This is a genomic window from Paenibacillus sp. TSM33 (assembly GCF_056099025.1).
On sequence record NZ_JBLZXB010000022.1, the window covers coordinates 173,640 to 198,731 of the forward strand.

General features: G+C 44.7%; 27 protein-coding genes. All 27 read right to left on the minus strand.

Annotated elements, in window-relative coordinates; all coding sequences use genetic code 11:
• Positions 1 to 243: 243 nt before the first annotated feature.
• Entirely contained in the window at positions 244 to 1,962 is a 1,719-nt protein-coding gene (locus ACN6NF_RS22985; protein WP_474319758.1) for a phospho-sugar mutase, read from the minus strand.
• 97 nt (positions 1,963 to 2,059) lie between these two features.
• The gene (fabZ, locus tag ACN6NF_RS22990) at positions 2,060 to 2,506 is read right to left on the minus strand and encodes a 3-hydroxyacyl-ACP dehydratase FabZ (protein ID WP_013373420.1); all 447 of its coding nucleotides are present in this window, start codon (positions 2,504 to 2,506) and stop codon (positions 2,060 to 2,062) included.
• Between the two features lie 890 nt (positions 2,507 to 3,396).
• Positions 3,397 to 3,609, minus strand: a complete 213-nt coding sequence (locus tag ACN6NF_RS22995) for a DNA-directed RNA polymerase subunit beta (protein ID WP_019688814.1) — start codon at positions 3,607 to 3,609, stop codon at positions 3,397 to 3,399.
• Positions 3,610 to 3,619: 10 nt separating this feature from the next.
• Positions 3,620 to 4,447, minus strand: coding sequence for a flagellar hook-basal body protein (locus ACN6NF_RS23000; RefSeq protein ID WP_016822895.1), 828 nt, complete (start codon positions 4,445 to 4,447; stop codon positions 3,620 to 3,622).
• A 13-nt stretch (positions 4,448 to 4,460) separates the two neighbouring features.
• Positions 4,461 to 5,345 carry a flagellar hook-basal body protein gene (locus ACN6NF_RS23005; RefSeq protein WP_474319761.1) on the minus strand — a complete coding sequence of 295 codons (885 nt, stop codon included), beginning with the start codon at positions 5,343 to 5,345 and terminating at the stop codon, positions 4,461 to 4,463.
• A gap of 123 nt (positions 5,346 to 5,468) precedes the next feature.
• Entirely contained in the window at positions 5,469 to 6,467 is a 999-nt protein-coding gene (mreB, locus tag ACN6NF_RS23010; protein ID WP_016324820.1) for a rod shape-determining protein, read from the minus strand.
• Between the two features lie 171 nt (positions 6,468 to 6,638).
• Positions 6,639 to 6,926, minus strand: a complete 288-nt coding sequence (gene spoIIID / locus ACN6NF_RS23015; protein ID WP_013373425.1) for a sporulation transcriptional regulator SpoIIID — start codon at positions 6,924 to 6,926, stop codon at positions 6,639 to 6,641.
• A 200-nt stretch (positions 6,927 to 7,126) separates the two neighbouring features.
• On the minus strand, positions 7,127 to 7,867 hold the full coding sequence (locus ACN6NF_RS23020) for a M23 family metallopeptidase (protein ID WP_017427132.1): 741 nt from the start codon (positions 7,865 to 7,867) through the stop codon (positions 7,127 to 7,129).
• A 70-nt stretch (positions 7,868 to 7,937) separates the two neighbouring features.
• Positions 7,938 to 9,377, minus strand: a complete 1,440-nt coding sequence (spoIID, locus tag ACN6NF_RS23025) for a stage II sporulation protein D (protein WP_474319763.1) — start codon at positions 9,375 to 9,377, stop codon at positions 7,938 to 7,940.
• A 215-nt stretch (positions 9,378 to 9,592) separates the two neighbouring features.
• Positions 9,593 to 10,948: a UDP-N-acetylglucosamine 1-carboxyvinyltransferase gene (murA, locus tag ACN6NF_RS23030; RefSeq protein WP_474319764.1), complete on the minus strand. Its 1,356-nt coding sequence runs from the start codon at positions 10,946 to 10,948 to the stop codon at positions 9,593 to 9,595.
• A 323-nt stretch (positions 10,949 to 11,271) separates the two neighbouring features.
• Positions 11,272 to 11,523: a DUF1146 family protein gene (locus ACN6NF_RS23035; RefSeq protein WP_474319765.1), complete on the minus strand. Its 252-nt coding sequence runs from the start codon at positions 11,521 to 11,523 to the stop codon at positions 11,272 to 11,274.
• 343 nt (positions 11,524 to 11,866) lie between these two features.
• Positions 11,867 to 12,280, minus strand: a complete 414-nt coding sequence (locus ACN6NF_RS23040; protein ID WP_474319766.1) for a F0F1 ATP synthase subunit epsilon — start codon at positions 12,278 to 12,280, stop codon at positions 11,867 to 11,869.
• Between the two features lie 70 nt (positions 12,281 to 12,350).
• Complete coding sequence (gene atpD, locus ACN6NF_RS23045) at positions 12,351 to 13,751, minus strand: F0F1 ATP synthase subunit beta (RefSeq protein WP_013373432.1); 1,401 nt, start codon at positions 13,749 to 13,751, stop codon at positions 12,351 to 12,353.
• Positions 13,752 to 13,862: 111 nt separating this feature from the next.
• On the minus strand, positions 13,863 to 14,729 hold the full coding sequence (gene atpG / locus ACN6NF_RS23050) for an ATP synthase F1 subunit gamma (protein ID WP_474319768.1): 867 nt from the start codon (positions 14,727 to 14,729) through the stop codon (positions 13,863 to 13,865).
• A gap of 175 nt (positions 14,730 to 14,904) precedes the next feature.
• Positions 14,905 to 16,419, minus strand: coding sequence for a F0F1 ATP synthase subunit alpha (gene atpA / locus ACN6NF_RS23055; RefSeq protein ID WP_474319770.1), 1,515 nt, complete (start codon positions 16,417 to 16,419; stop codon positions 14,905 to 14,907).
• Positions 16,420 to 16,438: 19 nt separating this feature from the next.
• Positions 16,439 to 16,984, minus strand: a complete 546-nt coding sequence (locus ACN6NF_RS23060; protein ID WP_016822885.1) for a F0F1 ATP synthase subunit delta — start codon at positions 16,982 to 16,984, stop codon at positions 16,439 to 16,441.
• Positions 16,981 to 17,469 (minus strand): F0F1 ATP synthase subunit B, encoded by a 489-nt coding sequence (gene atpF / locus ACN6NF_RS23065; RefSeq protein WP_040102703.1) that lies wholly within the window; start codon positions 17,467 to 17,469, stop codon positions 16,981 to 16,983. Before atpF ends, ACN6NF_RS23060 begins: the two co-directional genes overlap by 4 nt.
• A gap of 112 nt (positions 17,470 to 17,581) precedes the next feature.
• Positions 17,582 to 17,806, minus strand: a complete 225-nt coding sequence (gene atpE / locus ACN6NF_RS23070; protein WP_013373437.1) for a F0F1 ATP synthase subunit C — start codon at positions 17,804 to 17,806, stop codon at positions 17,582 to 17,584.
• A 104-nt stretch (positions 17,807 to 17,910) separates the two neighbouring features.
• A complete protein-coding gene (atpB, locus tag ACN6NF_RS23075) occupies positions 17,911 to 18,735 on the minus strand; it encodes a F0F1 ATP synthase subunit A (RefSeq protein WP_474319772.1) in 825 nt (274 codons plus the stop codon).
• A gap of 29 nt (positions 18,736 to 18,764) precedes the next feature.
• Positions 18,765 to 19,145, minus strand: coding sequence for an ATP synthase subunit I (locus tag ACN6NF_RS23080; protein WP_474319773.1), 381 nt, complete (start codon positions 19,143 to 19,145; stop codon positions 18,765 to 18,767).
• Positions 19,142 to 19,399, minus strand: a complete 258-nt coding sequence (locus ACN6NF_RS23085) for an AtpZ/AtpI family protein (RefSeq protein WP_474319774.1) — start codon at positions 19,397 to 19,399, stop codon at positions 19,142 to 19,144. The genes ACN6NF_RS23080 and ACN6NF_RS23085 overlap by 4 nt, the downstream gene beginning before the upstream one ends.
• A 167-nt stretch (positions 19,400 to 19,566) precedes the next feature.
• Complete coding sequence (gene wecB, locus ACN6NF_RS23090; RefSeq protein ID WP_474319775.1) at positions 19,567 to 20,733, minus strand: non-hydrolyzing UDP-N-acetylglucosamine 2-epimerase; 1,167 nt, start codon at positions 20,731 to 20,733, stop codon at positions 19,567 to 19,569.
• A 110-nt stretch (positions 20,734 to 20,843) separates the two neighbouring features.
• Entirely contained in the window at positions 20,844 to 21,473 is a 630-nt protein-coding gene (gene upp / locus ACN6NF_RS23095; protein WP_013312332.1) for a uracil phosphoribosyltransferase, read from the minus strand.
• A gap of 245 nt (positions 21,474 to 21,718) precedes the next feature.
• Positions 21,719 to 21,880, minus strand: coding sequence for an AC3_0185 family rSAM-modified Cys-rich RiPP (locus ACN6NF_RS23100; RefSeq protein WP_474319776.1), 162 nt, complete (start codon positions 21,878 to 21,880; stop codon positions 21,719 to 21,721).
• 30 nt (positions 21,881 to 21,910) lie between these two features.
• Entirely contained in the window at positions 21,911 to 22,207 is a 297-nt protein-coding gene (locus tag ACN6NF_RS23105; RefSeq protein ID WP_474319777.1) for a CXXX repeat peptide modification system protein, read from the minus strand.
• A 29-nt stretch (positions 22,208 to 22,236) separates the two neighbouring features.
• On the minus strand, positions 22,237 to 24,375 hold the full coding sequence (locus tag ACN6NF_RS23110) for a radical SAM peptide maturase, CXXX-repeat target family (protein WP_474319778.1): 2,139 nt from the start codon (positions 24,373 to 24,375) through the stop codon (positions 22,237 to 22,239).
• Positions 24,372 to 25,088 (minus strand): S8 family serine peptidase, encoded by a 717-nt coding sequence (locus ACN6NF_RS23115; protein WP_474319779.1) that lies wholly within the window; start codon positions 25,086 to 25,088, stop codon positions 24,372 to 24,374. Before ACN6NF_RS23115 ends, ACN6NF_RS23110 begins: the two co-directional genes overlap by 4 nt.
• Positions 25,089 to 25,092: the final 4 nt, after the last annotated feature.

A 25,092-nucleotide genomic window follows, 5' to 3' on the forward strand; every position in this document is an offset into this window, starting at 1 on the left:
ATTCGGGATTTTGCAAAATTCAATGCCGCCCACCTTGCCATTCTACTTTGATGTAGGTCACCCATTGAATTTTGCAAAATCCTCCGTTGCCGGAATAAGCCTATTTTTCCAAAGCCTCTTCCAGGTTATTCTGCAATACAGAGAAATGACCTCCACGGCGTACTGCCCTTTGCCGTGAGAGGTCACCGATTACTTATTTCATATCTAATTACCTTAACCTATTCTATTATAAAGGGAATTTTCTCAAGCGTCTACGCGAGCCATAACAGCATCGACCAGCTGACTGATTCTTTGCTCCGCGTCTTGCAGCGAGGAACCACGTACTGCAAAGTATACTTTGATTTTAGGCTCTGTGCCCGAAGGACGCAGGCAGAACCATGAACCGTCCTCCAATAAAAACTTGAGTACGTTTTCCTGTGGAAGTCCGTCCAGGCCTTGTGAGTAGTCCAGTACTTTGTCTACCTTCACACCTGCAATCTCTTGAGGTGCGTTGCTGCGCCAATCCATCATTTTGCCCTGAATTTGCTCTACTCCATCCTTCCCCTTGAGTGTACGAGACTCCAGCTTCTCAAGGAAGTAGCCAAACTGCTCGTACAGCTCTTGTAAAACATCATAGAGCGTCTTGCCTTGCGTGCTGTAGTAAGCAGCAGCTTCAGCGATCAGCATGGCCGCCAAGACAGCATCCTTGTCACGAGCATAATTTCCTGCCAAATAGCCATAGCTCTCTTCATAGCCAAAGAGGTAGGTATACTCGCCAGTTTGGTCAAACTGGTTCATTTTCTCCCCAATATATTTGAAGCCGGTTAGTGTGTTAAACACTGTTGCTCCAAAATGTTCGGCAATGACTGCACCCATTTCACTAGTTACGATGGTTTTGATAACTGTACCATTGTTCGGAAGCTTTCCAGTTTCTTTCAGCTGATTCAGCAAGTAGTAAACCATAATTGCGCCGGACTGATTACCGGACAAGACCACATATTCGCCATCACGGTTTTTCACAACTGCCCCCATACGGTCAGCATCAGGGTCTGTTCCGATCAACAGATCTGCACCAATTTTCTCACCCAGCGCAATGGCCAACTTGAACGCATCACGTTCTTCCGGATTAGGCGATTTAACGGTCGAAAATTCTGCATCTGGCTGCTCTTGCTCAGGCACAATATGCACCTGTTCAAAACCGATTTTCTCCAGTACACGACGAACAGGTATATTTCCAGTGCCATGAAGAGGTGTAAACACAACTTTGAAGTTCTTGCCCGGTCCAGCTGCAATCAGTTCTCGGTTCACACTCACACTGGCTACCGTATCTACAAACGCTTCATCTTCCTCTTCTCCAAGCCAAACCAACAATCCCTGTGCCTCTGCTTCTTCACGTGTCAGACTTTTGATGTCAGCAAAAGAAGGAACCTCACGAATATAGCCAATCACCTTTTCAGCCTGATCCGGAACAAGCTGACCACCTTCATCATTGTATACCTTGTAACCATTATACTCGGGAGGATTGTGACTCGCCGTTACAACAATTCCGCCACTAGCTCCCAAATGACGTACACTAAACGAAAGCTGTGGCGTTGGACGCAAGGAAGGGAACAACTTAGCTATGATACCATTGCCCGCCAGTACCAAAGCTGCATCCAACGCAAACTCTGGCGAAAAATGACGCGAATCATGTGCAATGACAACCGAAGGTTTGCCTTCTTTGCCAGCATGCTGCTCTAAAATATAGCGAGCGAGCCCTTGAGTCGCACGTCCGATCACATAACGGTTCATCCGGTTACTACCTGCCCCAATCACTCCACGTAGACCGCCTGTACCGAATTCCAGTTCTTTGTAAAAGCGATCCTCTAGTTCCTGGTCGTTGCCTTGCAATGCGCGCAACTCCTGTTTGGTTTCTTCATCAATATAAGGGTCTTGCAGCCAGCTTTCAATGCCTTCTAATGCTTTTTTACTCAACTGCGTCATACGGAATTTCCCCTCTCCATTTTTGGGTTGTCAAAACAGGATCTCTATGTACACATGCACTCGGTTCAGACGTCGTGCTTATGTCGGCAGGGCTAATTTATTGGGGTGGGTCTGATAAAGCAAACATAATCTCGCCCTCAGCTACTACTGTGTCGCCCACTTTCGCCGTAGCTTTTCCTTTGCCAAAAGCGCCTTTGGAACGAGTAATTTCCACTTCAAGTGTCAGCGTATCCCCAGGAACTACCTGCCCACGGAAACGGAAACCGTCCAACCCTGCCAAAAAGCCGATTTTACCGCGATTGCTCTCTAGGTGCAGTAATGCGACTGCTCCGACTTGAGCCAACGCTTCAGTGATCAACACACCAGGCATAACGGGATAACCCGGAAAATGTCCAATAAAATGAGGCTCAGTCATCGTTACATTTTTAATGCCTACTGCTCTCTTTCCTTCCTCCAGTTCAATAATACGGTCCACCAACAAAAATGGCGGTCGATGCGGAATAATCTCCTGAATTTGATTAACATCCAATTGCAATTTGTCCATTTATCTTAATAACTCCTCCCGCTTGCAGATTTGACTCTGTTCAGCCATGAGTTACTGCAAGCATAATATTATCCGGCTAGCGCTGTATAAAAACAGCTCATCACGGCAACAATGTTAGATATCCTTCACCTACTGCAGAAGTGAAGGTTGAGATAAGGGGCTTTTTCCGCCGGTTATGCAACTAGAGGCGAGAAGAAGCCCTTTTGCTCGTGCTTGGTTTTACCCCGCAGTGTTATAAACTCCCCATCATTATACATTCATCAGATGCAAAAAGAAAATTATGCGGAAGTACCATATTTGTTGCTCCTATTATGGAGTGAAGCGAAGTTTCAGTTGAGTCAAGGTGAGCAGGCTACGGGGATGGATCATTCTTCCGATCGCTGTTATCCCCAGATTTTCCATTATATAAAACCCGAAAGGGTAAAATCCGAGGATAAAGGCGAACGCTATCGCTTCTTCAGAACGATTCCATCCCCTCCGCCAAGTTACTTTTGGCTCATAAAGAAAGCCCGCTTCAATAATACTCGCTTGTCGTGAAGGGCAGAGAAATAATCGGATGGCTCTGCGAATGGCCTACATTGGCCGCAAGCCATGCGTGCTGCGCTGGCGGCTCTTGCCGCTGGAGACATAACAAAACCCTGCGCCACTGGCACAGGGTTTTGTTTTCTATACTCCCCACACAATCGCGGGTGGTTTATTTTAATAAGAGTGGCCCTGATGGCGGCCAGCGGAGCGAAGGATTTGAATCTGTAGAAGCGTGAGCGTTCGCCTTTGCAACGGGATTTTTACATCTAAATAACTTATAAAATAAGAAAATTCCGTTGCAACAGCGATCGTAAGATCAAATCATTCGCGAGCGTTCACTTCCCGCCCCCACTCATTAAAGTAAACTAAGGCGCAAATATAAGATCAATCACATGCTGCCAGGTTTTCCATTCAAATACGCCTGCCAGCCCTTGCTTACCTACAATTACATATCCTGCAATTAGGCCGCCTAACAGCGAGAACAGAAGCAACAACGGAACTACGAAATAACGAGCAGTACGCCAGCGGGATTTAGTCTTTTCAGGCATCGGACGGGAATCAGATTGTTCTTCCTTCATCACCAAATCCTTAAGCCCTCAAATTGTTAGCCAGGTTCATCATGGTATCGCTAGAGGTTAATGCCCGTGCCGCCATTTGATACATCCGCTGGACTTGCATCATATCCGTCATTTCGCCCGCTAAATCCACATTAGACTCCTCAAGATAACCGGAACGCACAGATACGTCCGTTGGAACAGCACCTGCCACCCCCGCTGCACCGAATACGTCGGCTTCTGTCACGCCATTTGCTAACACAAACAGGTTATCATCCCGCTGTTGCAATCCTTCTGGACGCTGTACATCCATTAGCTTAATTCGCTGACCAACTGTCGGAGCGCCAGTTCCATTAGCACGAATCAGCAATTCGCCATCAGAGTTAATAGCTACTTTGGAACCCGCTGGCGCAGTCACAGGAACATCGTTATTATCCAGCACAGAATAACCTTCGGCAGTGGTCAACATCATCGTCTCATTATCATTCGGATCAGGAATAAAATGAAAGCTGCCATCACGCGTCCAAGCTTTTTGTCCATTTCCTTGGATTTCAAACAAAGCATTCCCCTGGATCGCCAGATCCGTAGGAAGTCCCGTCTCCTTGAGCGGACCTTGCTCCATATTTTTCATAATTGCGGTCGTTTTGACTCCGTAGCCCAAATTATAGCCGAGCGGCATCGCCCGTCCATTTTGGAGATACGTCGAAGGTTGTTGCTGCACATTGGCCAATACATCTTCAAAGGAACCCTGTTTACTCTTATAACCAACCGTATTGACATTGGCGATATTATCGGCAATTAAATCCAAACGTTGCTGCACACTGGCCATAGACACCATTGCGCCAATCATGGAGTTGTTCATCACTTACCCCCTGTTATACACGGCCTACTTCGTTAACGGCCTTGTCCAAGCTTTTATCATAAAATTGAATAACCTTCTGATTCGCTTCATACGCTCTTAACGCAGCCATCATATCCACCATCGACTGAGCAGCATCTACATTAGATACTTCCAGATAGCCCTGGCGAACAGATACAGTATCATTAGCGGTCATCATTCTAGCCGTAGCACCATCCGTATCATTCAGGCGGAAATTACCGTTGCCCTCACGAACGAGCTGGTACGGCCGATCAATCACACTAATTCCAAGCGTCGTTCCGAGCAACTGGTTGGATTGGCTGTCCACCAATTGACCCCGTTCATTTACTTTAAGCGCTGAGACAGACCCCGTCAATTGAATTGGGTTTCCATTCGTATCCAACACTGCTGAACCAGTCGACGAAAGCAATGCTCCCGTTCCATTTACTTGGAAATGCCCATCACGTGTATAGCGGACATTACCATTATTGTCCCTTACCGTAAAAAACGCTTCTGGACGATAGGTGACTTCACCGTTAGCATTGATGAATTTTCCCGCCTGATCAAAAGCCATAGGTCGACCAGTAGCCGGGTCATTCACATTAATATTGGACTGTATCGCAAAATCCGTAGTTTGTCCACTATCCTTCAACGCTCCCTGAATGTAAGGAGAGAGGCTTTCCTCAGCGAAAACGCCAGTATTAAGCTTGCCGACCGTGCGGTCCGGGTTATCAGGGTTTCCCCCCGTCATGGAAATAAGCATTTCGGGGAATGAGCGCTGAACGCTATTCTCCTGTTTATATCCCGTAGTATTCATATTAGCAATATTTTGCGTCACAGTGTCATGACGTCGTTGTTGTGTCATCATTCCGGCGGCCGCAGTATATAAACCTCTCAACATGTATCGTGCACCCCAATCCTATACTCTGCTCATCAATTATATGCTCGCATGGAGGCACTTAAGCCAAAATGCTAGGCAACATGCCTGACCGCACACGAGTCTCTTATAGTCACTATCGGCAGATTAGAACTTTTTCTTAACCACATGATCCAAATTATCCAACATAATTCCTGTGCCTTTAACGACACAATGCATCGGATCTTCGGCAACCAGCACTGGAACACGCAATTCTTCAGCAAGCAGCTCGTCCAAACCGCTAAGCAACGCACCACCGCCAGTCAAAATGACACCACGGTCAATAATATCAGCTGATAGTTCCGGTGGGGTCTGCTCCAGTACAAACTTAGCGGCAGCTACAATCGCTGACACGGGATCTCTCAGTGCATCCTGCACTTCTTCCGCGGAAATACTTAACGTTTTGGGCAATCCGGATACCATATCCCGTCCACGGATGTCCATCTCAGCACGTCGTCCGCTCGGATGTACGGTTCCGATAGCAATCTTGATATCCTCAGCCGTACGTTCTCCGATGAGAAGCTTGTACTTCGTTTTTACATATTTCATGATGGCTGTATCAAATTTGTCCCCTGCCATTTTAATAGAAGAAGCTGTTACAACATCTCCCATAGACAGGACTGCAACGTCTGTTGTTCCGCCACCAATATCTACGACCATGTTGCCGCTAGGCTCAAAGATATCCATTCCTGCCCCGATGGCAGCCGCTTTTGGCTCTTCTTCCAAAAATACTTCTTTCGCCCCGCTACGCTCCGCCGCTTCACGAATCGCTTTTTGCTCCACTGAGGTAATGTTCGTCGGCGCACAAATCAAAATACGAGGGTGGCTGTACCAGCTTTTTCCCCCTACCCGATTAATAAAATATTTTAACATCGCTTCCGTGACTTCAAAATCGGCGATGACACCATCACGCAATGGGCGGATGGCTATGATATTACCAGGAGTACGTCCTACCATACGGCGTGCTTCCTCTCCGACAGCCAGAACTCTTTTTGTATCGCTTTCTATCGCAACAACGGAAGGTTCGTCAAGAACAACCCCCTTACCTTTGACGTGGATAAGCACGTTGGCCGTACCGAGGTCGATACCGATATCATTACTGAACATATTAAAAAGGCCCCCAAAGTGATATTTTAAAAAGCTAAGATTCGACAAGAAGCGGCAAATATATGTATAAACCTACGGTTACATGTCATTTTTCGTCTTGTACCATCTTTTAACATATCATACTTCAGGGGGTTGATTCAATGGCTTTGCCAGCCAATTCACTATATATTTTTAGGACTTGCCGGAAACAAGAATTCCCCTTCTTTTCCCACTCGTTTTTTTGTACTTAATTTTCGTCGCTTCCCCTCCCCGCAGATGGCGGATGGATTTATGGTATTCGAGAATGTGCTTCACCTGATCGGCAAGATCCGGGTTAATTTCAGGCAGCCGTTCGGTCAGATCTTTATGCACCGTGCTCTTGGAGACACCAAATTCCTTGGCAATCGTACGGACCGTATTCCTTGTTTCCACGATACAGCGACCGATTTTGATGGTCCGTTCCTTGATGTAATCGTGCACGCTCCCGCCTCCCTACTGTGGATAGTTTGGTACATTATATGAGGAGTGTGCCTATATATTCGCGGTTTGGCGGGAAGACATGCTTCGCAAGGCCTATTTATTTGGCAAAAGCAGCTTTGTTTACCCTATGCGCTAAAGCTACACAAGAAAAAAGCAGGGAATATGAATTCCCCGCTTTGCATGCAAAGCTATGGCCTAATTTATTTTTTAGGAAGCAGACCTGTTGGATTCACCGGCTTGTCATCCTGGTACACTTCAAAATGCAGATGTGTTTTCAAATCCTTTTCAAGCTCGTTGCGTCCTGCTGAAGCAATCACATCATTTTGTTTCACTTGATCGCCTTCTTTTACTTTCAGGTCACTCAAGCTTTGATACACTGTTTTGAGATTATTATCATGCGTGATTTCTACGACATTACCTACCAGCGGATGTTGTTCCACACGGGATACTTTCCCACTCAGGGCGGCTCTCACCTCAAATGCCTGATCGTCGGACCGAGAAAGATCAATTCCGGTGTTAGCGGTAAATGTTTTATCGTACTCTACCATAGCTGCCGCTTGCTCATCAGCTGTCGCGTTTTCGTCAAAGAAAGGCTTTACGACCTGCACTGCGCTAGCATCTGCCACCGGCCATGCGATATTTTCCGACTGAGCAACAACCTCTACACTTTCTGGTTGTTGTTCGTTGACATCGGTACTCACTGCGCTTGTGCTTTGTACCGATGGACTAGCTGGGTCAGGTTTGAAAGACTTCTGGCTAGCATCCTGATAGACCCATACTAAGGTTAGTATAATGGCTGCTGCGGCAATGTAGGCTGCCGGGTATGCCCACCTTTTGGACAACAGCTTTTTCCACGAAGACGGCCGTGAAGCTCTTCCACCCTGAAAGGTTTTGGGTGTATCTTCATGATTTTGGTTCTGGTTTTTATTTTGTTCACTCATTTGCTCATCACCTCAGTAACCAGTGTTACCGGGCGCAACTCTTTTATACTTCAAAGTTACGAAAAATTTACTAACTTAGAATACGAGAGGCATTCGCAAAAGAAATGCCAGTATAATAGTGAAGAAGAATCTGAGTGGCAGTATGGCCTTCCTTGGCCATTCCATTGGCTCCCCACTGGCTCATACCGACGCCATGACCATAACCATAGGTTGTTATAGCAATCCGATCCCCTTCAGTCTTCCACGTAAATTCAGCCGACCGTAGCCCTAGTTTGTTACGAATTTCCGGTCCCGTAAAGACCGAACCTCCCACCTCAATCTTCTTGATGCGATGCCCTTCTGTTTTGGAGAGTATACGAATCTCTGGCATACTTCCCCCTCCAGTAGAAGCGGTGACCGCAGCACGACTCAATCCTAATCTATCGAACACGCTCTGACGGCTCAGTGTAACGGTTTCTGTAAAACGAGGGGCCAACTGCTTGTCCCATGGACTGGACACACTTCGTAAATAGGGCACGGCCTTCGCCCATACATCCTCTGAATTTTCAGTATAGCCATTGCTGGTAGAAAAAAAAGAAGCAGTAATGGGTTTGCCCTCATATACCATGATTGTATCCTTGGTGTCGCGTACAGCCTGGCGAATCTTTGCCAGATCTACGGATTTACCAGAATGCTCCCATTCCCTAGTAAGTTTAGCTTTGGAGATGTAGGCCTGGTGTTTAACGGTATCTGTCACATCTGCGCCTGCGGGGGCGCCGCTGGTGTCATCAGCCAACAAACGCCGGGTAATGAACGTACGCGCGGCAATGGCCTGTGCTTTCAGGGCTTCTTCCTCGAAGCTGGGCGGCATTTCAGCTGCTACTACGCCGACAATGTATTGCTCCAAAGGCAGTGTCTCCGTCCGGCCAGTAGACGTGACGTACACCCGCACGTCCGGCTCTGCCGCTGCCGGCACGCTGCGCGCTGGAGCAGCCGGTACGGCCGGCATCGGCGGGACACCCGGCAGGCGCGTAACGGGCGCCTCGCTCTTTGCCGCCGTATTAGGCTTCGCGGGTTCGGCTGTGCGGCTCCCAGACGGCAAAGGCTGCACTGCCTGGCGTGGCCATGCCATTAGTGCGGGCACCGTCATGGCAAGCACCAGCACCCCTGCCATCGCGGCAAAGGGCAGCCATGGGCGGCGGCTACCCCAACGCGGGGCTCGCCCGGATGTAGGCCGCAGATGCGGCTGCGCTCCCTGTATCCTGCTTGCGTCGCCTGTGTTACCGGTCGCTGTTTCAGCATCAGGAAGCATCGTACCGACAGTGTGTATAGTGGGAGTCAAGGCTGTTGTCCGCCGATTGCTTTTGACGCAAATCGGCAATGCGCCTGTTCTGTCAGGCTGCTGCTGCATAAGCTTATTTTTCTGCAACGAAGTTGCTATAGAGCCAGAGCTTTCCTTCGCAAGTGAAGCCTGGCGATGTTCCTTAGGATGATGAATGGGTATACAGATGCGAACCTGTGAATCTTTCATAGGCTGAAACCTCCATCAAAGGGCTAAGTGTCCGGCTAAAGTACAGATATACTCCAGCAGATATTCTCAATCATATGAGGTCGTCCACTTTGATAGAACCGTTTTGAGAGAACTGAAAGAATGAAAAAGACAAGCAGCAAAAACACAAAAAAACCAAGCCCTTTCGGACTTGGTTCTAATGGTTCAAGTTAATACCTATGCCAATACATTAAAGATTAGGCGAGGGAAGGCTGAATCTTCTTGAACAGATTCCCTGACGTTTCTTCTGGCACAACGCGCTCTGTGCTGGCCGAATGATCCAGTTTGGATTCATCTACAGTCACTCTGTAAATATCCGCTCCCAATCCAGTCAGTTTCTCAGCCAAATGAACGTAACCACGATCAATGTGATGAACGCCAGATACCTCCGTTGTACCTTCCGCAATAAGTCCGGTCAGAATTAACGCAGCTCCTGCACGCAAATCAGTCGAGGTTACTTTCGCACCCGTCAGCTTAGCATTGCCAGTTACAATCGCCGAACGACCTTCGACCTTAATTTCCGCATTCATGAGATGAAATTCATCCACATGCATAAAACGATTTTCAAACACAGTTTCCGTAATGATGCTCGTTCCTTCAGCGGCAAGTTGAAGTGCCATCATCTGAGACTGCATATCGGTCGGAAACCCAGGATATGGCAATGTTTTAACATCAACGGCCTTTAATGGCTTATCAGCAATGACACGAATACCATTTTCATCAGGTTGAATCGTTACACCCATTTCTTCCATCTTGGATATAACCGGTCCCAAATGATCGGATATTGCGCCTTCTACATATACGTTCCCGCCTGTGATCGCAGCAGCAACCATATAAGTACCTGCTTCTACCCGGTCGGGAATGACCGTATGTTTTACACCATGCAGCTTCTCGACGCCTTCTATACGAATTACGCCTGTGCCTGCACCGCGTACTTTGGCCCCCATGCCATTCAGGAAATTGGCGAGATCAACGATCTCAGGTTCCTTAGCAGCATTCTCAATGGTAGTTACGCCCTCAGCAAGAGTAGCGGCCATCATAATATTCTCGGTTGCTCCTACGCTGGCTACATCCAAATAAACTTTAGCTCCGCGCAGACGACCGTTACTTTTAGCTTCAATAAAGCCCTGGCCCAAGCTTATCTCGGCGCCCAACGCTTCAAACCCCTTCAAATGCTGATCAATAGGTCTTGTTCCAATTGCGCATCCGCCTGGAAGCGAGATTCTTGTACGTCCCAAACGTGTAAGCAATGGCCCCATAACCAAAAATGATGCGCGCATTTTCCTAACCCACTCGTAAGGGGCTTCACAGGAAATTATCTTCCGCGCGTCAACACGAATGACCTCGTCTTGGTATGTAACGCCTGCTCCTAAGGACTCCAGCACTTTGTTAATGGTCATCACATCGTCTAGAGGAGGTGCATCCATAATAACACTTTCTCCTTCTTCTCCTAACAGAGAAGCGGCGATGATCGGCAGAACTGAGTTTTTGGCTCCGCTGACTTTGACACTCCCGGTCAATCTGTTGCCACCGCGGACGATAAATTTGCTCATCTATGGTTCCCTCCGCGCGTCATTTCTCTTTTCCATTTTTGAAAAAAAGAACATATTCCGCTATTTTCATGCCTTGCTTTTTCATTGCATAAAAAAACAAGATTTTACTGATACCCTAACTGCCATCATACCACTGATTAAAACAAGTATACAAGCGTTTTTTGTTCTTGACGATCAATGCGTTCTAACTGATTCAACCAGTTATACATGTATGGGTCTTTTGTTTACCATTGTTAACAATATGGCACGATGTTATTCGACAATTCCTGCACATCCACAGCCATAAAATCATATAACCCGCCTACTTCATGTTAAAACAAATTCTAGAGCATCTGGCTCCAAGAGATGTAGTCCAACAAGAACCCAGAAACCAACTGTCCCAAAATAATAGCAAGAAACAAGTGAAGCAATCTGCCCTGCGGTCCTTTGGGTTGCCGGATTAACAAATCCAGCTTTAAGCTTTGCAACGCCCACCAAGCTAACGCTATACAGATGAGCGATACGATCATGGAGATCAGCGCGGTCATACTCGCCGATTGACTCAACTGTTCAGCCAACTGCTGCTTCCCGTTCATCCGTAATTCCTCCCATCTGCGTCACAGACTTCTTTATAATACTCGGCGAGCGCCTAATATGCCAGTGCTATTTCTGTTTCCAGTACATTTATTTCGACAAAATGTGAATAATCACTTCTGTTTCGCGAATTTAAAAGGTACTAAATACCTAGCTACCAAACAAGAAATAGGACTACACTTTTGGAAAAGGTAGCTAAAAAAGGGCTCGATCACAGTGATCGAAGGAAGCAAAGGTCACTTACCTTCTGCAGGCATTCTTGGGCAGAAGTTATGAAGTGGTCTCTTTGTCATTCCATCCGTATACTATGCCGAACCCTTTTAAAATTCCACTCAAAATCCAATATTAATTCTTATTGGTTCTGATACTTGTAACATTCAATCGGTTAAGCGCCCGTTGCAGAGCGACTTCTGCCCGATGATGGTCTATCTGTTCCTGCTTGCTCTGGAGCCGCAGTTCTGCCCGCTCCCTTGCCGCACGGGCACGCTCCACATCAATTTCTTCGGAACGTTCCGCACTCTCAGCCAAAATGACCACTTTATCTTTGCGGACTTCAATAAAGCCCCCATTGACCGCAATCACTTCAGTTTGACCACCGATTTTAATACGTATCGGTGCAATCTTCAAGGGAGTGACCAAGGGAAGGTGTCCTGGTAAAATCCCAAGATCGCCTTCCGAGCCGCGAACACTGATGCTGTTTACCTGTTCTGCATAGACCAGGCGCTCCGGCGTCACAATCTCTAGTAAATAGGTGCTCACTTGAATCCCTCCTGGAAGCTGCCCACAGGCAGCTCACTTCGTAAGGCTCGGCTATTTTCTGCCTGTATGCTTACAACGTTTTAGCTTTTTCCACTGCTTCTTCAATGGCTCCTACAAAAAGGAAGGCCGCTTCTGGAAGGTTGTCATGCTTGCCTTCCAAAATTTCTTTGAAGCTGCGCACCGTCTCTTTAACCGGTACATATTTACCCGGGAAGCCGTTAAATGCTTCGGCAACGTGGAAAGGTTGTGAAAGGAAACGCTGGATTTTACGGGCACGCGCTACCAGCATTTTATCTTCTTCACTCAACTCGTCCATACCCAGGATCGCAATAATATCCTGAAGCTCATTGTAGCGGGCCAAAATTTGTTTTACCCCTTGCGCTACATTATAATGCTCTTCACCCACAACGTCTGGAGACAAAATACGGGAGCTCGATGCGAGTGGATCAACCGCTGGGTAAATACCCATTTCGGAAATTTTACGTTCCAGATTCGTTGTAGCATCCAAGTGGGCAAACGTCGTAGCAGGAGCCGGGTCAGTATAGTCATCCGCAGGCACGTAGATTGCCTGAATGGAAGTAACCGAACCTTTTTTTGTAGAAGTAATCCGTTCTTGCAATTGACCCATCTCAGTTGCCAGCGTAGGCTGGTAACCTACTGCGGAAGGCATACGTCCCAACAGGGCAGAAACCTCAGAACCTGCTTGGGTAAAGCGGAAAATGTTATCAATAAAGAGCAACACGTCACGACCTTCTTGGTCACGGAAATACTCAGCCATCGTCAGACCTGTGAGGGCAACACGCAAACGCGCACCCGGAGGCTCGTTCATTTGTCCGAACACCATCGCTGTTTTGTTGATAACGCCGGAATCTCTCATTTCATGGTACAAGTCATTTCCTTCACGTGTACGTTCACCTACACCCGCAAATACGGAAATACCACCATGCTCCTGAGCGATATTGTTAATCAATTCTTGAATGGTTACGGTTTTACCTACACCAGCACCACCAAACAATCCGACTTTACCACCTTTGGCATAAGGAGCCAGCAAGTCAATAACTTTAATACCCGTTTCGAGCATCTCTGCTTGAGTTGTGAGCTCTTCGAAAGAAGGCGCTTGACGGTGAATCGGATTTCTAGCCGCTTCACTCATATCAGCACCATTATCAATTGGCGTTCCAAGCACGTTAAATACACGTCCAAGAGTAGCTTCGCCGACAGGTACCGAGATAGGCGCTCCCAGATCTATTGCTTCAGCTCCACGAACCAAACCATCTGTGGAAGACATGGCAATACAACGCACACGGTTGTCACCTAGATGTTTTGAAGCTTCGAGCGTCAGATCAATTTTGACTCCGCTCTCCAGCACAGTCCCAATATGAATGGCATTCAGAATTTCCGGAAGCTGTCCACGTTCAAACTCAACGTCGACAACCGGACCCATGATGCTCACTACGCGTCCTTTGTTCATCTTTTGGTTTCCCTCCTACAAGCTTGCACAGCCGCAAATCCGAACCATTCTGATTTGTTTTGCGCCCGCAATTTATCATAATAGTGTAGACCCTGTTATAAATCAGTCGCATTAAGACTGAGCGTTAGCCCCTGCGACAATTTCCGTAATTTCCTGGGTAATAGCCGCTTGACGAGCACGGTTATAGGTCAAGGAAAGCTCTCCAATCAACTTGGTAGCATTCTTCGTAGCAGATCCCATTGCCGTCATCTTCGCTCCCAACTCACTTGCTTTACCATCCAGCAAAGCGCCATAAATGAGCGTTTCCGCGTAACGCGGCAGTAATACTTCAAGCACTCCTTCTGGTGAAGGCTCATAATCATAGTTAATTGAGGATGAAGCTGCAGCTGAATCCGGTGTTGCCATTGGCAACAAACGATCAACTGTTGGAATTTGAGTTAATGCATTGACAAAGCGGTTATAGCATAGATAAAGCTCATCAAATTCTTTAAGTTCAAAGCCTTGAACGGCTTTGCTAGCAATCGTTTTGATGTCTGCAAATGCAGGTGTATCTGACAAATCTGTTACCGATTCGGCGATAGGGAATTCACGCCGTCTGAAATAATCCCGTCCTTTTCGCCCAATGATGAAGATCACAAATTCATCCTGTGAACGGTGACGTTCAGCAATTGTCTGCGTAACCTGCCGCAAAATATTGGCGTTATAACCACCAGCCAGACCACGATCAGATGTAATGATGAGATAAGCCGTCTTTTTAACTGGACGACTCTCCAACATTGGATGCTTGATGTTATTCGCTCCAGAAGCAATGCTGCTTACAACTTCTTTAAGCTTCTCCGAGTAAGGACGAGCCGACTCCGCTTTCTCTTGAGCTTTTCTCAGTTTGGAGGCAGCGACCATTTCCATCGCTTTCGTGATCTGCTTCGAACTCTGCACACTTTTAATCTGACGTTTAATGTCGCGCATACCTTTTGCCATGATTTCACCACCTTCAAGCTTTGACCAAGCCAAAGCTAACTTCGTAAGTTTAAAATCCAGACGGATATATGTTAAAGGACCTGTTATTGAGGGTAAAACATGCCAAGGAAGCCACAACCCAGAGGGTACGCTTCCTTAGGACACCTTTCATCATAAACAGGCAAATTCTAATATATTAAACCGACGTGGCGAACGATTTTTTAAATTTCTCGATAGCTGCCTTCAAAGCCGCTTCGTTATCAGCTACCAAGTCTTTGGTGTCGCGGATAGATTGAAGCACATCCTGATGATCGGACTCCATGAAAGACAAGAAGTCTTTTTCAAAACGTTTAACATCCGATACAGGAATATCATCAAGGAAGCCTTTTACAGCAGTATACAAGCTTACTACTTGTTGCTCTACAGCAAGCGGTTGGTGAACACCTTGTTTCAGAATTTCCATCATGCGTGCACCGCGATCAAGACGGGCTTTAGTGGATTTATCCAAGTCGGACCCGAATTGGGAGAACGCTTGAAGCTCACGATATTGAGCAAGATCCAGACGCAGGGAACCTGCAACCTTTTTCATCGCCTTAATCTGAGCGGAGCCACCTACACGAGATACGGAAATACCTACGTTAATCGCTGGACGTTGCCCTGCATAGAACAAGTCAGCTTCCAGGAAGATCTGTCCATCCGTGATGGAAATAACGTTAGTTGGAATATAAGCAGAAACGTCGGAAGCCTGTGTCTCGATGAACGGCAACGCGGTAAGTGATCCGCCACCCAACTCATCATTCAGCTTCGCCGCACGTTCCAGCAAACGAGAGTGCAGATAGAAAACGTCACCCGGATATGCTTCACGACCCGGTGGACGACGCAGCAACAGGGAAAGTTCCCGGTAAGCTGACGCTTGTTTAGTCAAGTCATCATAAACAACTAGAACATGCTCGCCTTTGTACATAAAGTATTCACCCATGGCACAGCCAGAGTAAGGAGCAATGTACAGCAACGGTGATGGTTCGGAAGCTGATGCCGTAACGACAATCGTGTATTCCAACGCACCATGACGACGCAATGTTTCAACAACTTGAGCAACCGTGGATTGTTTTTGACCAATAGCGACATAAATACATTTCATGCCACTGCCTTTTTGGTTCAAAATTGCATCGATTGCGATAGAAGTTTTACCCGTTTGACGGTCGCCGATAATCAACTCACGTTGACCACGACCAATCGGAACCATCGCATCAATAGCTTTAATCCCCGTCTGCATAGGCTCATGTACCGATTTACGGGCCATAACGCCTGGAGCCTGACTTTCAACCGGACGGAATTCTGTCGTAGCAATCGGTCCTTTACCATCCACAGGTTGCCCCAGCGGGTTAACTACACGTCCGATCATTGCTTCGCCCACAGGGACTTGCATGATCTGACCTGTACGTTTTACTTGACCACCTTCACGAATGTCGGAGAATTGACCCAAAATAACAACACCGACATTGCTTTCTTCCACGTTGAGCGCCAAGCCCAATACGCCAGTGTCGAATTCGACCAATTCACCGGCCATAACTTTTTCCAGTCCGTAGACGCGGGCAATACCGTCGCCGACTTCAACAACAGTGCCGACTTCAACGACCTCGATATCATTTTTATATTGTTCAATCTGACTTTTAATCAATGAACTGATTTCCTCAGGTTTGATACTCAAGTGTGTTCACCCCTATCTTCTATACTCGTCTGTTAAAGGATTTCTCGAGACGATCCAGCTTGCCGGCCAGACTGCCGTCGTACAGTGTATCGCCGATAACCACTTTCAATCCGCCCAGTAGACTCGGGTCCACTATATTTTCCACACGGATTGTTTTATGTTCACGGGTTCCGAATTCCTCGGCTACCGCTGTTTTTTCCTGATCACTTAAAGCATAAGTCGAATACACCTTAGCATGAGCAATTCCCAGCTTGTATTCCTGAATATCGAGGTATCCGGCCAGAAGAGATTCGAACAAATCTGCTCTACTCCGCTGAATCAACAGCTTAATTGTGTTAATCAGCGACGCAGACAACTTGCCTTCAAAATTGCTAGCCAGAACCTGAAGCTTGACTGCTTCCGTAATGTTAGGAGAATTAATGAATTTACGGATTTCAGCATCCCCCGATACAGCTTCTACAAAAGCACGTAGCTCCTGTTCGGTTTCCATAATGGTTTGTTCCTGCTCTGCTACTTCATACAAAGCTTTCGCATACCGTTTGGCAACTACCGTATCTCGGCTCATGCTTTGCCTCCTACCTCTTTAAGGTATTGGTCGACAAGCTCTCCCTGGACTTGGTCTTCCTTGATTTCTTTTTGAATCAGTTTGGAAGCAATTTGTACCGAAGCTTTACCCACTTCGCTGCGCAGTTCGGCAACTGCCTTATTACGCTCGCTTGTGATTTCACGAACAGCTTCGTCTTTCAGGCGGACAGCTTCGTCTTTAGCCTGAGTAATAATTTGCTCCGCTTGCTTGTTACCTGTTTGTTTTGACTGCTCTATAATATCGTAGGCTTCCTTACGCGCCTGCTGGAGAGCCTGCTTTTGCTCCTCAACATAAGCAGTAGCCTGCTCACGCGTTTGTGCCGCCTCATTCATTTGCTGTAACACGAGTTGACGACGCTTTTCCATAACGGAAAAGAGAGGGCCAAATGCATAGCGCGTCAGTAACCAGTACAAGATCAAAAATGCAATGATAGTGAAAACGATACTTGTCCAATTTAAACTCAATTGAAGTCACTCCTTTCCGGTGAACGTCGGTTCTGGATCTTTCATGTTCAAACGAACAAAGAAGGCGCGGATGGCTGTGCCTTCCCCGCCAAACCTTGCTTAGTTCAATTCATTAAGCCTTAGCGTAAAAAATAAATGCCAGAACGACACCGATAATAGGTAGGGCTTCGACCAGACCTACACCGATAAACATAATAGTTTGCAAGGTGGACTTCGCCTCTGGCTGACGAGCGATACCTTCAACTGTTTTACTTACGATCAGACCGTTACCAATACCTGCGCCCAAAGCGCCCAAACCTACTGCGATCGCTGCTGCTATTAATGCCCAAGCTCCCATTTTAAAAATCCTCCTTAGAGATGTGTATTTGTATTGTACATGTATTTGCAGTTAAGCGCGAAGCGTACTCCTGAACTTAACTAAAAACCTGAAACATAATTCACCTAATGTTCTTCTTCATGTGTGTCAATTGCCTGTGATATATATACGAACGTCAAAATGGTGAAGACGAACGCCTGAATGCTGCCGACAAAAATACTAAATCCTTGCCAGACTACGAGTCCCAATACGGAAGCAACCATACCTCCCACACCAAGTGCTGTCATTTTCAGCAGAACACTGATCAAAACTTCGCCGGCAAAAATATTACCGAACAGACGCATACCGTGTGTCAATAGTTTTGAGAACTGTTCAATCAAGTTAATTGGCAAAAAGAACGGAAATGGCTGAACGTAATGCTTGAAGTAAGCTTTGGTATTACGGAAGATTCCCAGGAAATGAACCAGGACAAAGATCATCAATGCCAGTCCAATGGACACCCCTGCATCTGCGGTAGGTGATTTCCACCAGCTGATACCTACATGGGCAGCTTCGCCTGGGTGAGACGCCTGTGCTTGTTCTAGTGCTTCTTTGACTGGAATGATTTCATGTCCAAATACCTGGGCACTTTGCACATTATCGAATTCAGTCACAATTCCGAACGGTAAACCCAGCATATTGCCCACGAAAATGAACATGATCAGCGTCATCCCCAAGGAGAGGAATGGCTTCCCTTTTTTCAAATCCATCGTGCTGGAAATCAGTCCTTGAACGAATTCTACGACCCATTCCATAAAATTTTGCAGCTTGCTCGGATTGTCCACAGACAAATTGCGTGTTGCAGCAAATGCCAGTCCAAATACAATCGCGCAGGTCACAACCAGCATAATAATGACGGACAAGTCAATGTTAAACCCGCCCAATTCGATAATCGGTGATTCATGCAACATGTTTTCTCACCCCTTTCTCAGTTGAGCCATTATTTTTCCTGTAGCGTGAATATGATGCCTATAATTAGAAGAAGAAATTGCCCAGTCACCAGGCTTGCCATTACAGCGATCTCATGGAAATAAGCTGGGAATTCCATAGACAGCACCACCGCCAAAATAGAGGTCGCCAATCGAACGCCAAAGCCAATCCCCACCTTTTTCTTCTTTCCTTCACCGGCAGCCGCACTCGCAACCTGTCGAATCTTGTAGGCCATATATAGCACATTTAGACAGCTTACTCCCGTTCCCAGAATGATTCCGTGAGCAATGTCACGATGTTGGGGCATGAAGGCGGAGACCAGGAAACACAGAGCCATAATCATAAGCGCTACGATCCATAACATCTTTTGCATTCGGGTCATCTCATTCATTTATCCCTCAATACCTTTCCGATCACAAGGGCAATACTGAATGCGCCTACAACCAAGCCTGCGAGAACGCTTACGCCAGTCCAGATTCCAGATCCACCAAGTTTGGCATCAAGCCATTTTCCAGCATAGAAACCACCCAGTGTGCATATCGTCAAATCAATGCCGATCGCGCTCACCAGTCCTATAGCCTTAAAGGCATTTCCGGTGTTGTTTCGGTTGTTGTTTTGCTTGGAAGGTTTGACCACTTTTCTCATGTCACCCCTGCAATTCCAGTCCATTTTACTTAAATATAAGATGCTTTGTCAATTGAGATATTTTAGCGCCCTAAAGTATAAAAATCAGTCGACAAAGCATCTTAAAATGCTGTATCCCTTGGTAACCGTACAGTTTAACTGTATGCTTACCTTGTAAAGATTAATTATTACGAACGGACGCCTTTTGTGAACATTGTGTGAAATTCTTCAGGACGTTCTGTTTGAACACCATAATGGCGCAAAATCGCATTGACAATTCTTACAGATGCCTGTCCATCACCGTAAGGATTCGCTGCCTGACTCATAGACTCGTACAACGTGGAATCTGTCAAAAGAGCCTTTGTCCGATTGTACACGTTCTCTTCACTTGTACCCACCAGTTCCAAGGTACCCGCTTCAATTCCTTCCGGTCTTTCGGTCGTATCACGCAGCACCAAGACAGGTACTCCGAACGAAGGCGCTTCTTCCTGAAGACCACCGGAATCGGTAAGAATCAGATGTGTGTGTGGATAAAAATTGTGCAGGTCCACTACATCCAGCGGATCAATCAGCTTAATACGCGGATGGTTGCCCAAAATTTCAAATGCAGGTTCCTTCACAGCCGGACTCGGATGAACCGGGTAAACAATTGCAATATCCTCAAACTCGTCTGCGATCCGCTTAACCGCATTAAAAATCTGACGATGCGGTTCCCCTTGGGACTCCCGCCGATGTGCTGTCATGAGAATCAGGCGTTTGCCCTGAGCCCAGTCCAGTACCGGATGCTCGTAGTCCTGGCGAACTGTATACTGAAACACGTCAGTTACTGTATTGCCTGTTACATATATTCGCGATTCAGGTTTATTTTCCTTCCGCAAATTTCCAGCCGATAAAGAAGTAGGCGAAAAATGCAGATCGGACAGCACACCTGTGAGCTGACGATTCATTTCCTCAGGATATGGAGAAAGCTTGTTCCATGTCCGCAAACCTGCTTCCACATGCCCTACTTCAATTTGCTGCATAAAGGCTGCATAGCTAGCCAGAAAAGTCGTCAGCGTATCGCCGTGAACCAACACAATATCAGGCTTGGCCTCACGCAATACGGGCTCCAGACCTTGAAGTACACGTATGGAGATTTCATTGAGTGTCTGGCGATCCTTCATTACATCCAGATCATAGTCAGGGTGAATATTAAAAACTTCCAGAACCTGATCAAGCATCTGGCGATGTTGAGCTGTAACGCATACCACAGACTCGATATGCTCCGGATGACGCTGAAGCTCCAAAATGAGAGGAGCCATCTTAATCGCTTCCGGACGCACACCGAAAATTGTCATCACTTTGATTTTAGACATTTTCAGTTGAACCCCTTTTCGTAATAAACATCTGCTTCCCAGACCTTCCGTTATTCAGATAGATGATCTGTCTTTAGCGTCCATAGATTTTGCCGAACCGCTAAAAGCATCTACTTGGTTCCGTACAAGCGATCTCCCGCATCCCCAAGACCCGGAATAATATAGCCATGATCATCCAAACGCTCGTCCAATGCAGCGACATAAATGTCTACATCAGGATGCGCATCCTGCACAGCTTTCACTCCTTCAGGAGCGGCAATCAGATTCATCATTTTAATTTGAGTACAGCCTCTCTTTTTCAACACATCAATCGCTGCGATCGCCGATCCGCCCGTTGCAAGCATTGGATCAATTACAATCAATTCACGTTCAGTTACATCCGTAGGCAGCTTCGTGTAATATTCTACAGGTTGCAATGTCTCAGGATCACGGAACAATCCCACATGCCCTACTTTTGCAGCAGGCAAAAGCTTTACGACACCATCCAGCATACCCAGGCCTGCACGTAAAATCGGAATAAGCCCTAGCATACGACCAGAAATCACTTTACCTTCAGTTTCTGCAACTGGTGTCTGCACCGTAATGCTCTCCAGTGGGATATCCCTTGTAATTTCATAAGCCATCAATGTTGCTACTTCATCAACCAATTCGCGGAAATCTTTCGTGTTGGTCCGCACATCGCGGATAAATGTAAGTTTGTGTTGGATCAAAGGATGATCGCAAACCACCAGTTTTGCCATGATATATTCCCTCCGTTGCTTCTCAGATACTGTGTTATTTCTAATAAGTTTATCAAGTATCCTTCATAAATCCTAATCATTATATCATTCTAATCGTGCTTTTACACTAAAGGGCGTATATGTACAAAAGTCATAAGCTAAAATTAGTATGCTTCATTATTAGGCATTATTCACACTATCGCTCAATAAACAAGAGACCGTCAATGACAGTCTCTCGTCCAAGCATTCGTTGATTAACTATAATATTACCATACCGCTTTCCCGCTACATGTATATGTGCAATTTGAACTACATGAAAAAGTACATGTGCTTGCACAGCCGCCTGTACAGGAAAAGCTACATGTTCCACAATAGCCTTGAACATCTTCTCTATTTCCAATATTTTTTTTAGAAAATAAGTTTCTCATTTTTTCACCTCCTTTCAGGTGTAATAACCATTAAGCATTTACTTCACTCTTCACCAAGTTTATTTCATTAGTATTAAAATCAATGGTCCAGTTAGAGTCAGGGTGTCTTTTCCATTGATATTTCTTAGAAGTACAAGCCCACCAGTTCTCCATAGCCACCATAGTCTGACCGAGATCTTTTACTATCCTTTCATATAAATCATCATGAATCATTGCAGTATCATTAAAAGAATTAATTAGTTCTTGCAATGCAGTTTTACGTTCATACAATTGTAAGATTTCTTCTTTTTCGGATTCCAGAACAGCTCCTACCATTTCATTTTTCATGATTTGCACCCCTTTAGTTAAATAAGTTATTAATTAATCAATTGCTTTGACTTTGTTTTATAAAACTTATGAATAGGGTCTAAATAATCTACGCTTCTTAAATTATTTCTAAACATTACGCCTTCTTTTTCCAGACAATTTTTAATTCGAACTGAACATTCCCTTTCAATATGGCTAATGATACATTGAATTTCAGAAGGCACATTGATTTGAGTCGTGAGCTTATGGTTCAAATATTTACATCTGTTGCAGTGGAATGCATCACATTCCTTGCATAATGGTGATTTTTCTAAGCCCACTAATTCATTGGTTATCAACTTCTTATCTAGGTCAAGATCGTACATATATTTTTCAGAGTCTTCAAAGTAAAAAGCAGGGCACATATAAACTTTTCCATTGGGAGCAAGTGTGAATGTATTCTCTCCAGCACCACAATTACACATTTTATCCAGCTCTAAAATATCAGTCAGTACATTAATCTCCAAGGGACTTCCCTCTTTGTAACTTTCAATTACTAACGTGGAGAGTTTACTTAACTCTCTTTCATAACTCTCCAAGTTTTCTTTCTTCCAAAGTTCGATATCATCTAAAATAAGATTAATTCTATTGAAGTTAAGCTTTAAAACTTTAATAAATTCTTTAATATTGGTTATATTCGCCTTATTTATTTTGAGAATGCATAATTGATTATCATTTTTATCTATTTGTGTATTCTGAATTTGATATATGTCGTTATCGAAAATTTGTATAAATTTATCACCTTTGTGATAATTAGTTTCACTCATCCGCAGTATTGATGCATCAGCGTAAGGAAAATCTCCTAATAGAATAGGCGTCAAGTTTTGATTTTTACAAAACTGTAGTCCAAGCTTATAAGTCTCCTCATCCATATATTCACTTTCTGATCTAATTTTACTTTTATATGAGCAATGCGTTGTTATATGATCCGATTCCAAAAACATTAAATACTTCTCTTTCCCATCTGGTACTGATACTGATGGCTTTATTCCTGTTCTTTTTTCAAACTTGGTCCAGAAGTAATCATTTGCACTACAATTTGCTTTATGCATCTTACAAATAAACGTTGCCCTTTGAAATATGGTATCAGTAGATGCAGTGTCATAATTATGTCCCACACACCATGCGCATCCAGACGCAACTTCACAACTGATACACTCTTCTGTACTTTGATTTTGAAGATTAAGTAACATAAAAGGTCTTAGACGGTTCTTATCAATTCCAGAGTGTATATTACCAATGGAGTATCCAGTTCTGTTGCTTAATGAATAATCAACGAATCTGACACACGGGAAAAAGTCACCTTTATAATCTATAGCAAGCATTTTCCCAACTCCACAAAAATTCTGATTTAGTTTTTCCTCATCGAGTGGCTTACCTAAATTTTCTTCAAAAAATCTTACATTATGATCCTTCCATAGATCGTGATCTAAAATATAATCTGCCAATTCTTTGAGCTGGTCCTCAAAAATCTGGTCATCTCCTTCTTCCCACACATCTTCAAATATTACATTTGCTGACACATCATTTATTCCTAATTCCCACAAACTAATTATACTATCTTTAAGATGTGGTAAATCATCATGTGAAAAGGTAGCCTTAGTATGACTATTCGGAAACTGTCTCTGCCACAACGAAATATTATTCTTTACAAGATCATATGAACCACTACCGTCAGGAAAAACCCTTTGCATATCATGTTTAGTCTTGTTTCCGTCAACACTAATTCCAATATTCAACTTACTCTGGTTTTTCTTAATAAATCTCTGAACTTTAGGCGTATGATATAAAAGACCGTTGGACGAAAAATTAAAACGATAATTGTTAAACCAGGGATGATTCAATTGATACATCTGAATTTTTATATAGTCACAAATTTTATCAATTAAATCAATTTCCAGAAATGGCTCGCCTCCAATAAAGTCCCAAATCACAGCTTTTTCTGGAAATTCTTCCGAATGACTCAGTATATAATCAACTGCCTTTTTAGCAATTTCAAATGTCATTTTATTTTTATGATTTTTGCCTACTATATAACAATACTTACAAGCTAAGTTACAGTCCTCAGTAACACAAAAAGTAATTTGTTTACCTTCTTCTGCTCTCCACTCTTCTACGGTTTTACCTAACATATAATTCAGTGTGCTCATATTTCCCCTCCCATAATTCCTCTTTTTAGTAGTGAACTTATTTCATCATACCTAAAGTCTTTTTTACTAATTAACCTGGCTATATGACCACTTATGAAAGCTGCTGCTATACTGGAGCCTATTAAATACTTATAATTTGGAATTTCGCCAATTCTCCTAACATCATTAACATTATCGCAAGCATAAAAATATTTATTATTAAAACAATAATCTTCAGGACTTAAATTAGACAAACCCAAGACTCCAATAACATTCTTTAATCTAGCGGGTAAGGATCTAACTTTATTATTATTAGCAGCAGCTACAACAAAGACTTTATGTTCTCTAGCTTCATACGCCAATTTTTTTAACGGCTTTGCATACCTAAATTTTTTCGTCCCTAAACTCATGTGTATAATATCAGGATTACAATCTATTGCCCTTTTAAAGGCATATAGTAATACTCTTCCGTCAGATCTTAGTTGTTCATTTAGTATATTCATACTTATAAATTCAACGTTCGGCGTGATATGCTTAATGGCCAATGCGACTGCTGTTCCATGATCGTTATTATATGAAAACTGTTTTTTCTCCAATATAATACCGTTATTATCCAAACTAAAATGTATAGATTCCTTTACATGTTCTACAAGTCCCCCTTTGTCTATATCTATTCCGCTATCTAAAACAACAATTTTGACAGGTCTAGAAGCAAAAGTATTGTTTTGAATCACCTTC

Excerpts from the sequence above, each read along its gene's own strand:
- ACN6NF_RS22985 (WP_474319758.1), bottom strand. The coding sequence starts at position 1,962 with ATGACGCAGTTGAGTAAAAAAGCATTAGAAGGCATTGAAAGCTGGCTG.
- fabZ (WP_013373420.1), bottom strand. The coding sequence starts at position 2,506 with ATGGACAAATTGCAATTGGATGTTAATCAAATTCAGGAGATTATTCCG.
- ACN6NF_RS22995 (WP_019688814.1), bottom strand. The coding sequence starts at position 3,609 with ATGAAGGAAGAACAATCTGATTCCCGTCCGATGCCTGAAAAGACTAAA.
- ACN6NF_RS23000 (WP_016822895.1), bottom strand. The coding sequence starts at position 4,447 with ATGAACAACTCCATGATTGGCGCAATGGTGTCTATGGCCAGTGTGCAG.
- ACN6NF_RS23005 (WP_474319761.1), bottom strand. The coding sequence starts at position 5,345 with ATGTTGAGAGGTTTATATACTGCGGCCGCCGGAATGATGACACAACAA.
- mreB (WP_016324820.1), bottom strand. The coding sequence starts at position 6,467 with ATGTTCAGTAATGATATCGGTATCGACCTCGGTACGGCCAACGTGCTT.
- ACN6NF_RS23020 (WP_017427132.1), bottom strand. The coding sequence starts at position 7,867 with ATGAGTGAACAAAATAAAAACCAGAACCAAAATCATGAAGATACACCC.
- spoIID (WP_474319763.1), bottom strand. The coding sequence starts at position 9,377 with ATGAAAGATTCACAGGTTCGCATCTGTATACCCATTCATCATCCTAAG.
- murA (WP_474319764.1), bottom strand. The coding sequence starts at position 10,948 with ATGAGCAAATTTATCGTCCGCGGTGGCAACAGATTGACCGGGAGTGTC.
- ACN6NF_RS23035 (WP_474319765.1), bottom strand. The coding sequence starts at position 11,523 with ATGAACGGGAAGCAGCAGTTGGCTGAACAGTTGAGTCAATCGGCGAGT.
- atpD (WP_013373432.1), bottom strand. The coding sequence starts at position 13,751 with ATGAACAAAGGACGCGTAGTGAGCATCATGGGTCCGGTTGTCGACGTT.
- atpG (WP_474319768.1), bottom strand. The coding sequence starts at position 14,729 with ATGGCAAAAGGTATGCGCGACATTAAACGTCAGATTAAAAGTGTGCAG.
- ACN6NF_RS23060 (WP_016822885.1), bottom strand. The coding sequence starts at position 16,984 with ATGAGCCGAGATACGGTAGTTGCCAAACGGTATGCGAAAGCTTTGTAT.
- atpE (WP_013373437.1), bottom strand. The coding sequence starts at position 17,806 with ATGGGAGCTTGGGCATTAATAGCAGCAGCGATCGCAGTAGGTTTGGGC.
- atpB (WP_474319772.1), bottom strand. The coding sequence starts at position 18,735 with ATGTTGCATGAATCACCGATTATCGAATTGGGCGGGTTTAACATTGAC.
- ACN6NF_RS23080 (WP_474319773.1), bottom strand. The coding sequence starts at position 19,145 with ATGAATGAGATGACCCGAATGCAAAAGATGTTATGGATCGTAGCGCTT.
- ACN6NF_RS23085 (WP_474319774.1), bottom strand. The coding sequence starts at position 19,399 with ATGAGAAAAGTGGTCAAACCTTCCAAGCAAAACAACAACCGAAACAAC.
- wecB (WP_474319775.1), bottom strand. The coding sequence starts at position 20,733 with ATGTCTAAAATCAAAGTGATGACAATTTTCGGTGTGCGTCCGGAAGCG.
- upp (WP_013312332.1), bottom strand. The coding sequence starts at position 21,473 with ATGGCAAAACTGGTGGTTTGCGATCATCCTTTGATCCAACACAAACTT.
- ACN6NF_RS23100 (WP_474319776.1), bottom strand. The coding sequence starts at position 21,880 with ATGAGAAACTTATTTTCTAAAAAAAATATTGGAAATAGAGAAGATGTT.
- ACN6NF_RS23105 (WP_474319777.1), bottom strand. The coding sequence starts at position 22,207 with ATGAAAAATGAAATGGTAGGAGCTGTTCTGGAATCCGAAAAAGAAGAA.
- ACN6NF_RS23110 (WP_474319778.1), bottom strand. The coding sequence starts at position 24,375 with ATGAGCACACTGAATTATATGTTAGGTAAAACCGTAGAAGAGTGGAGA.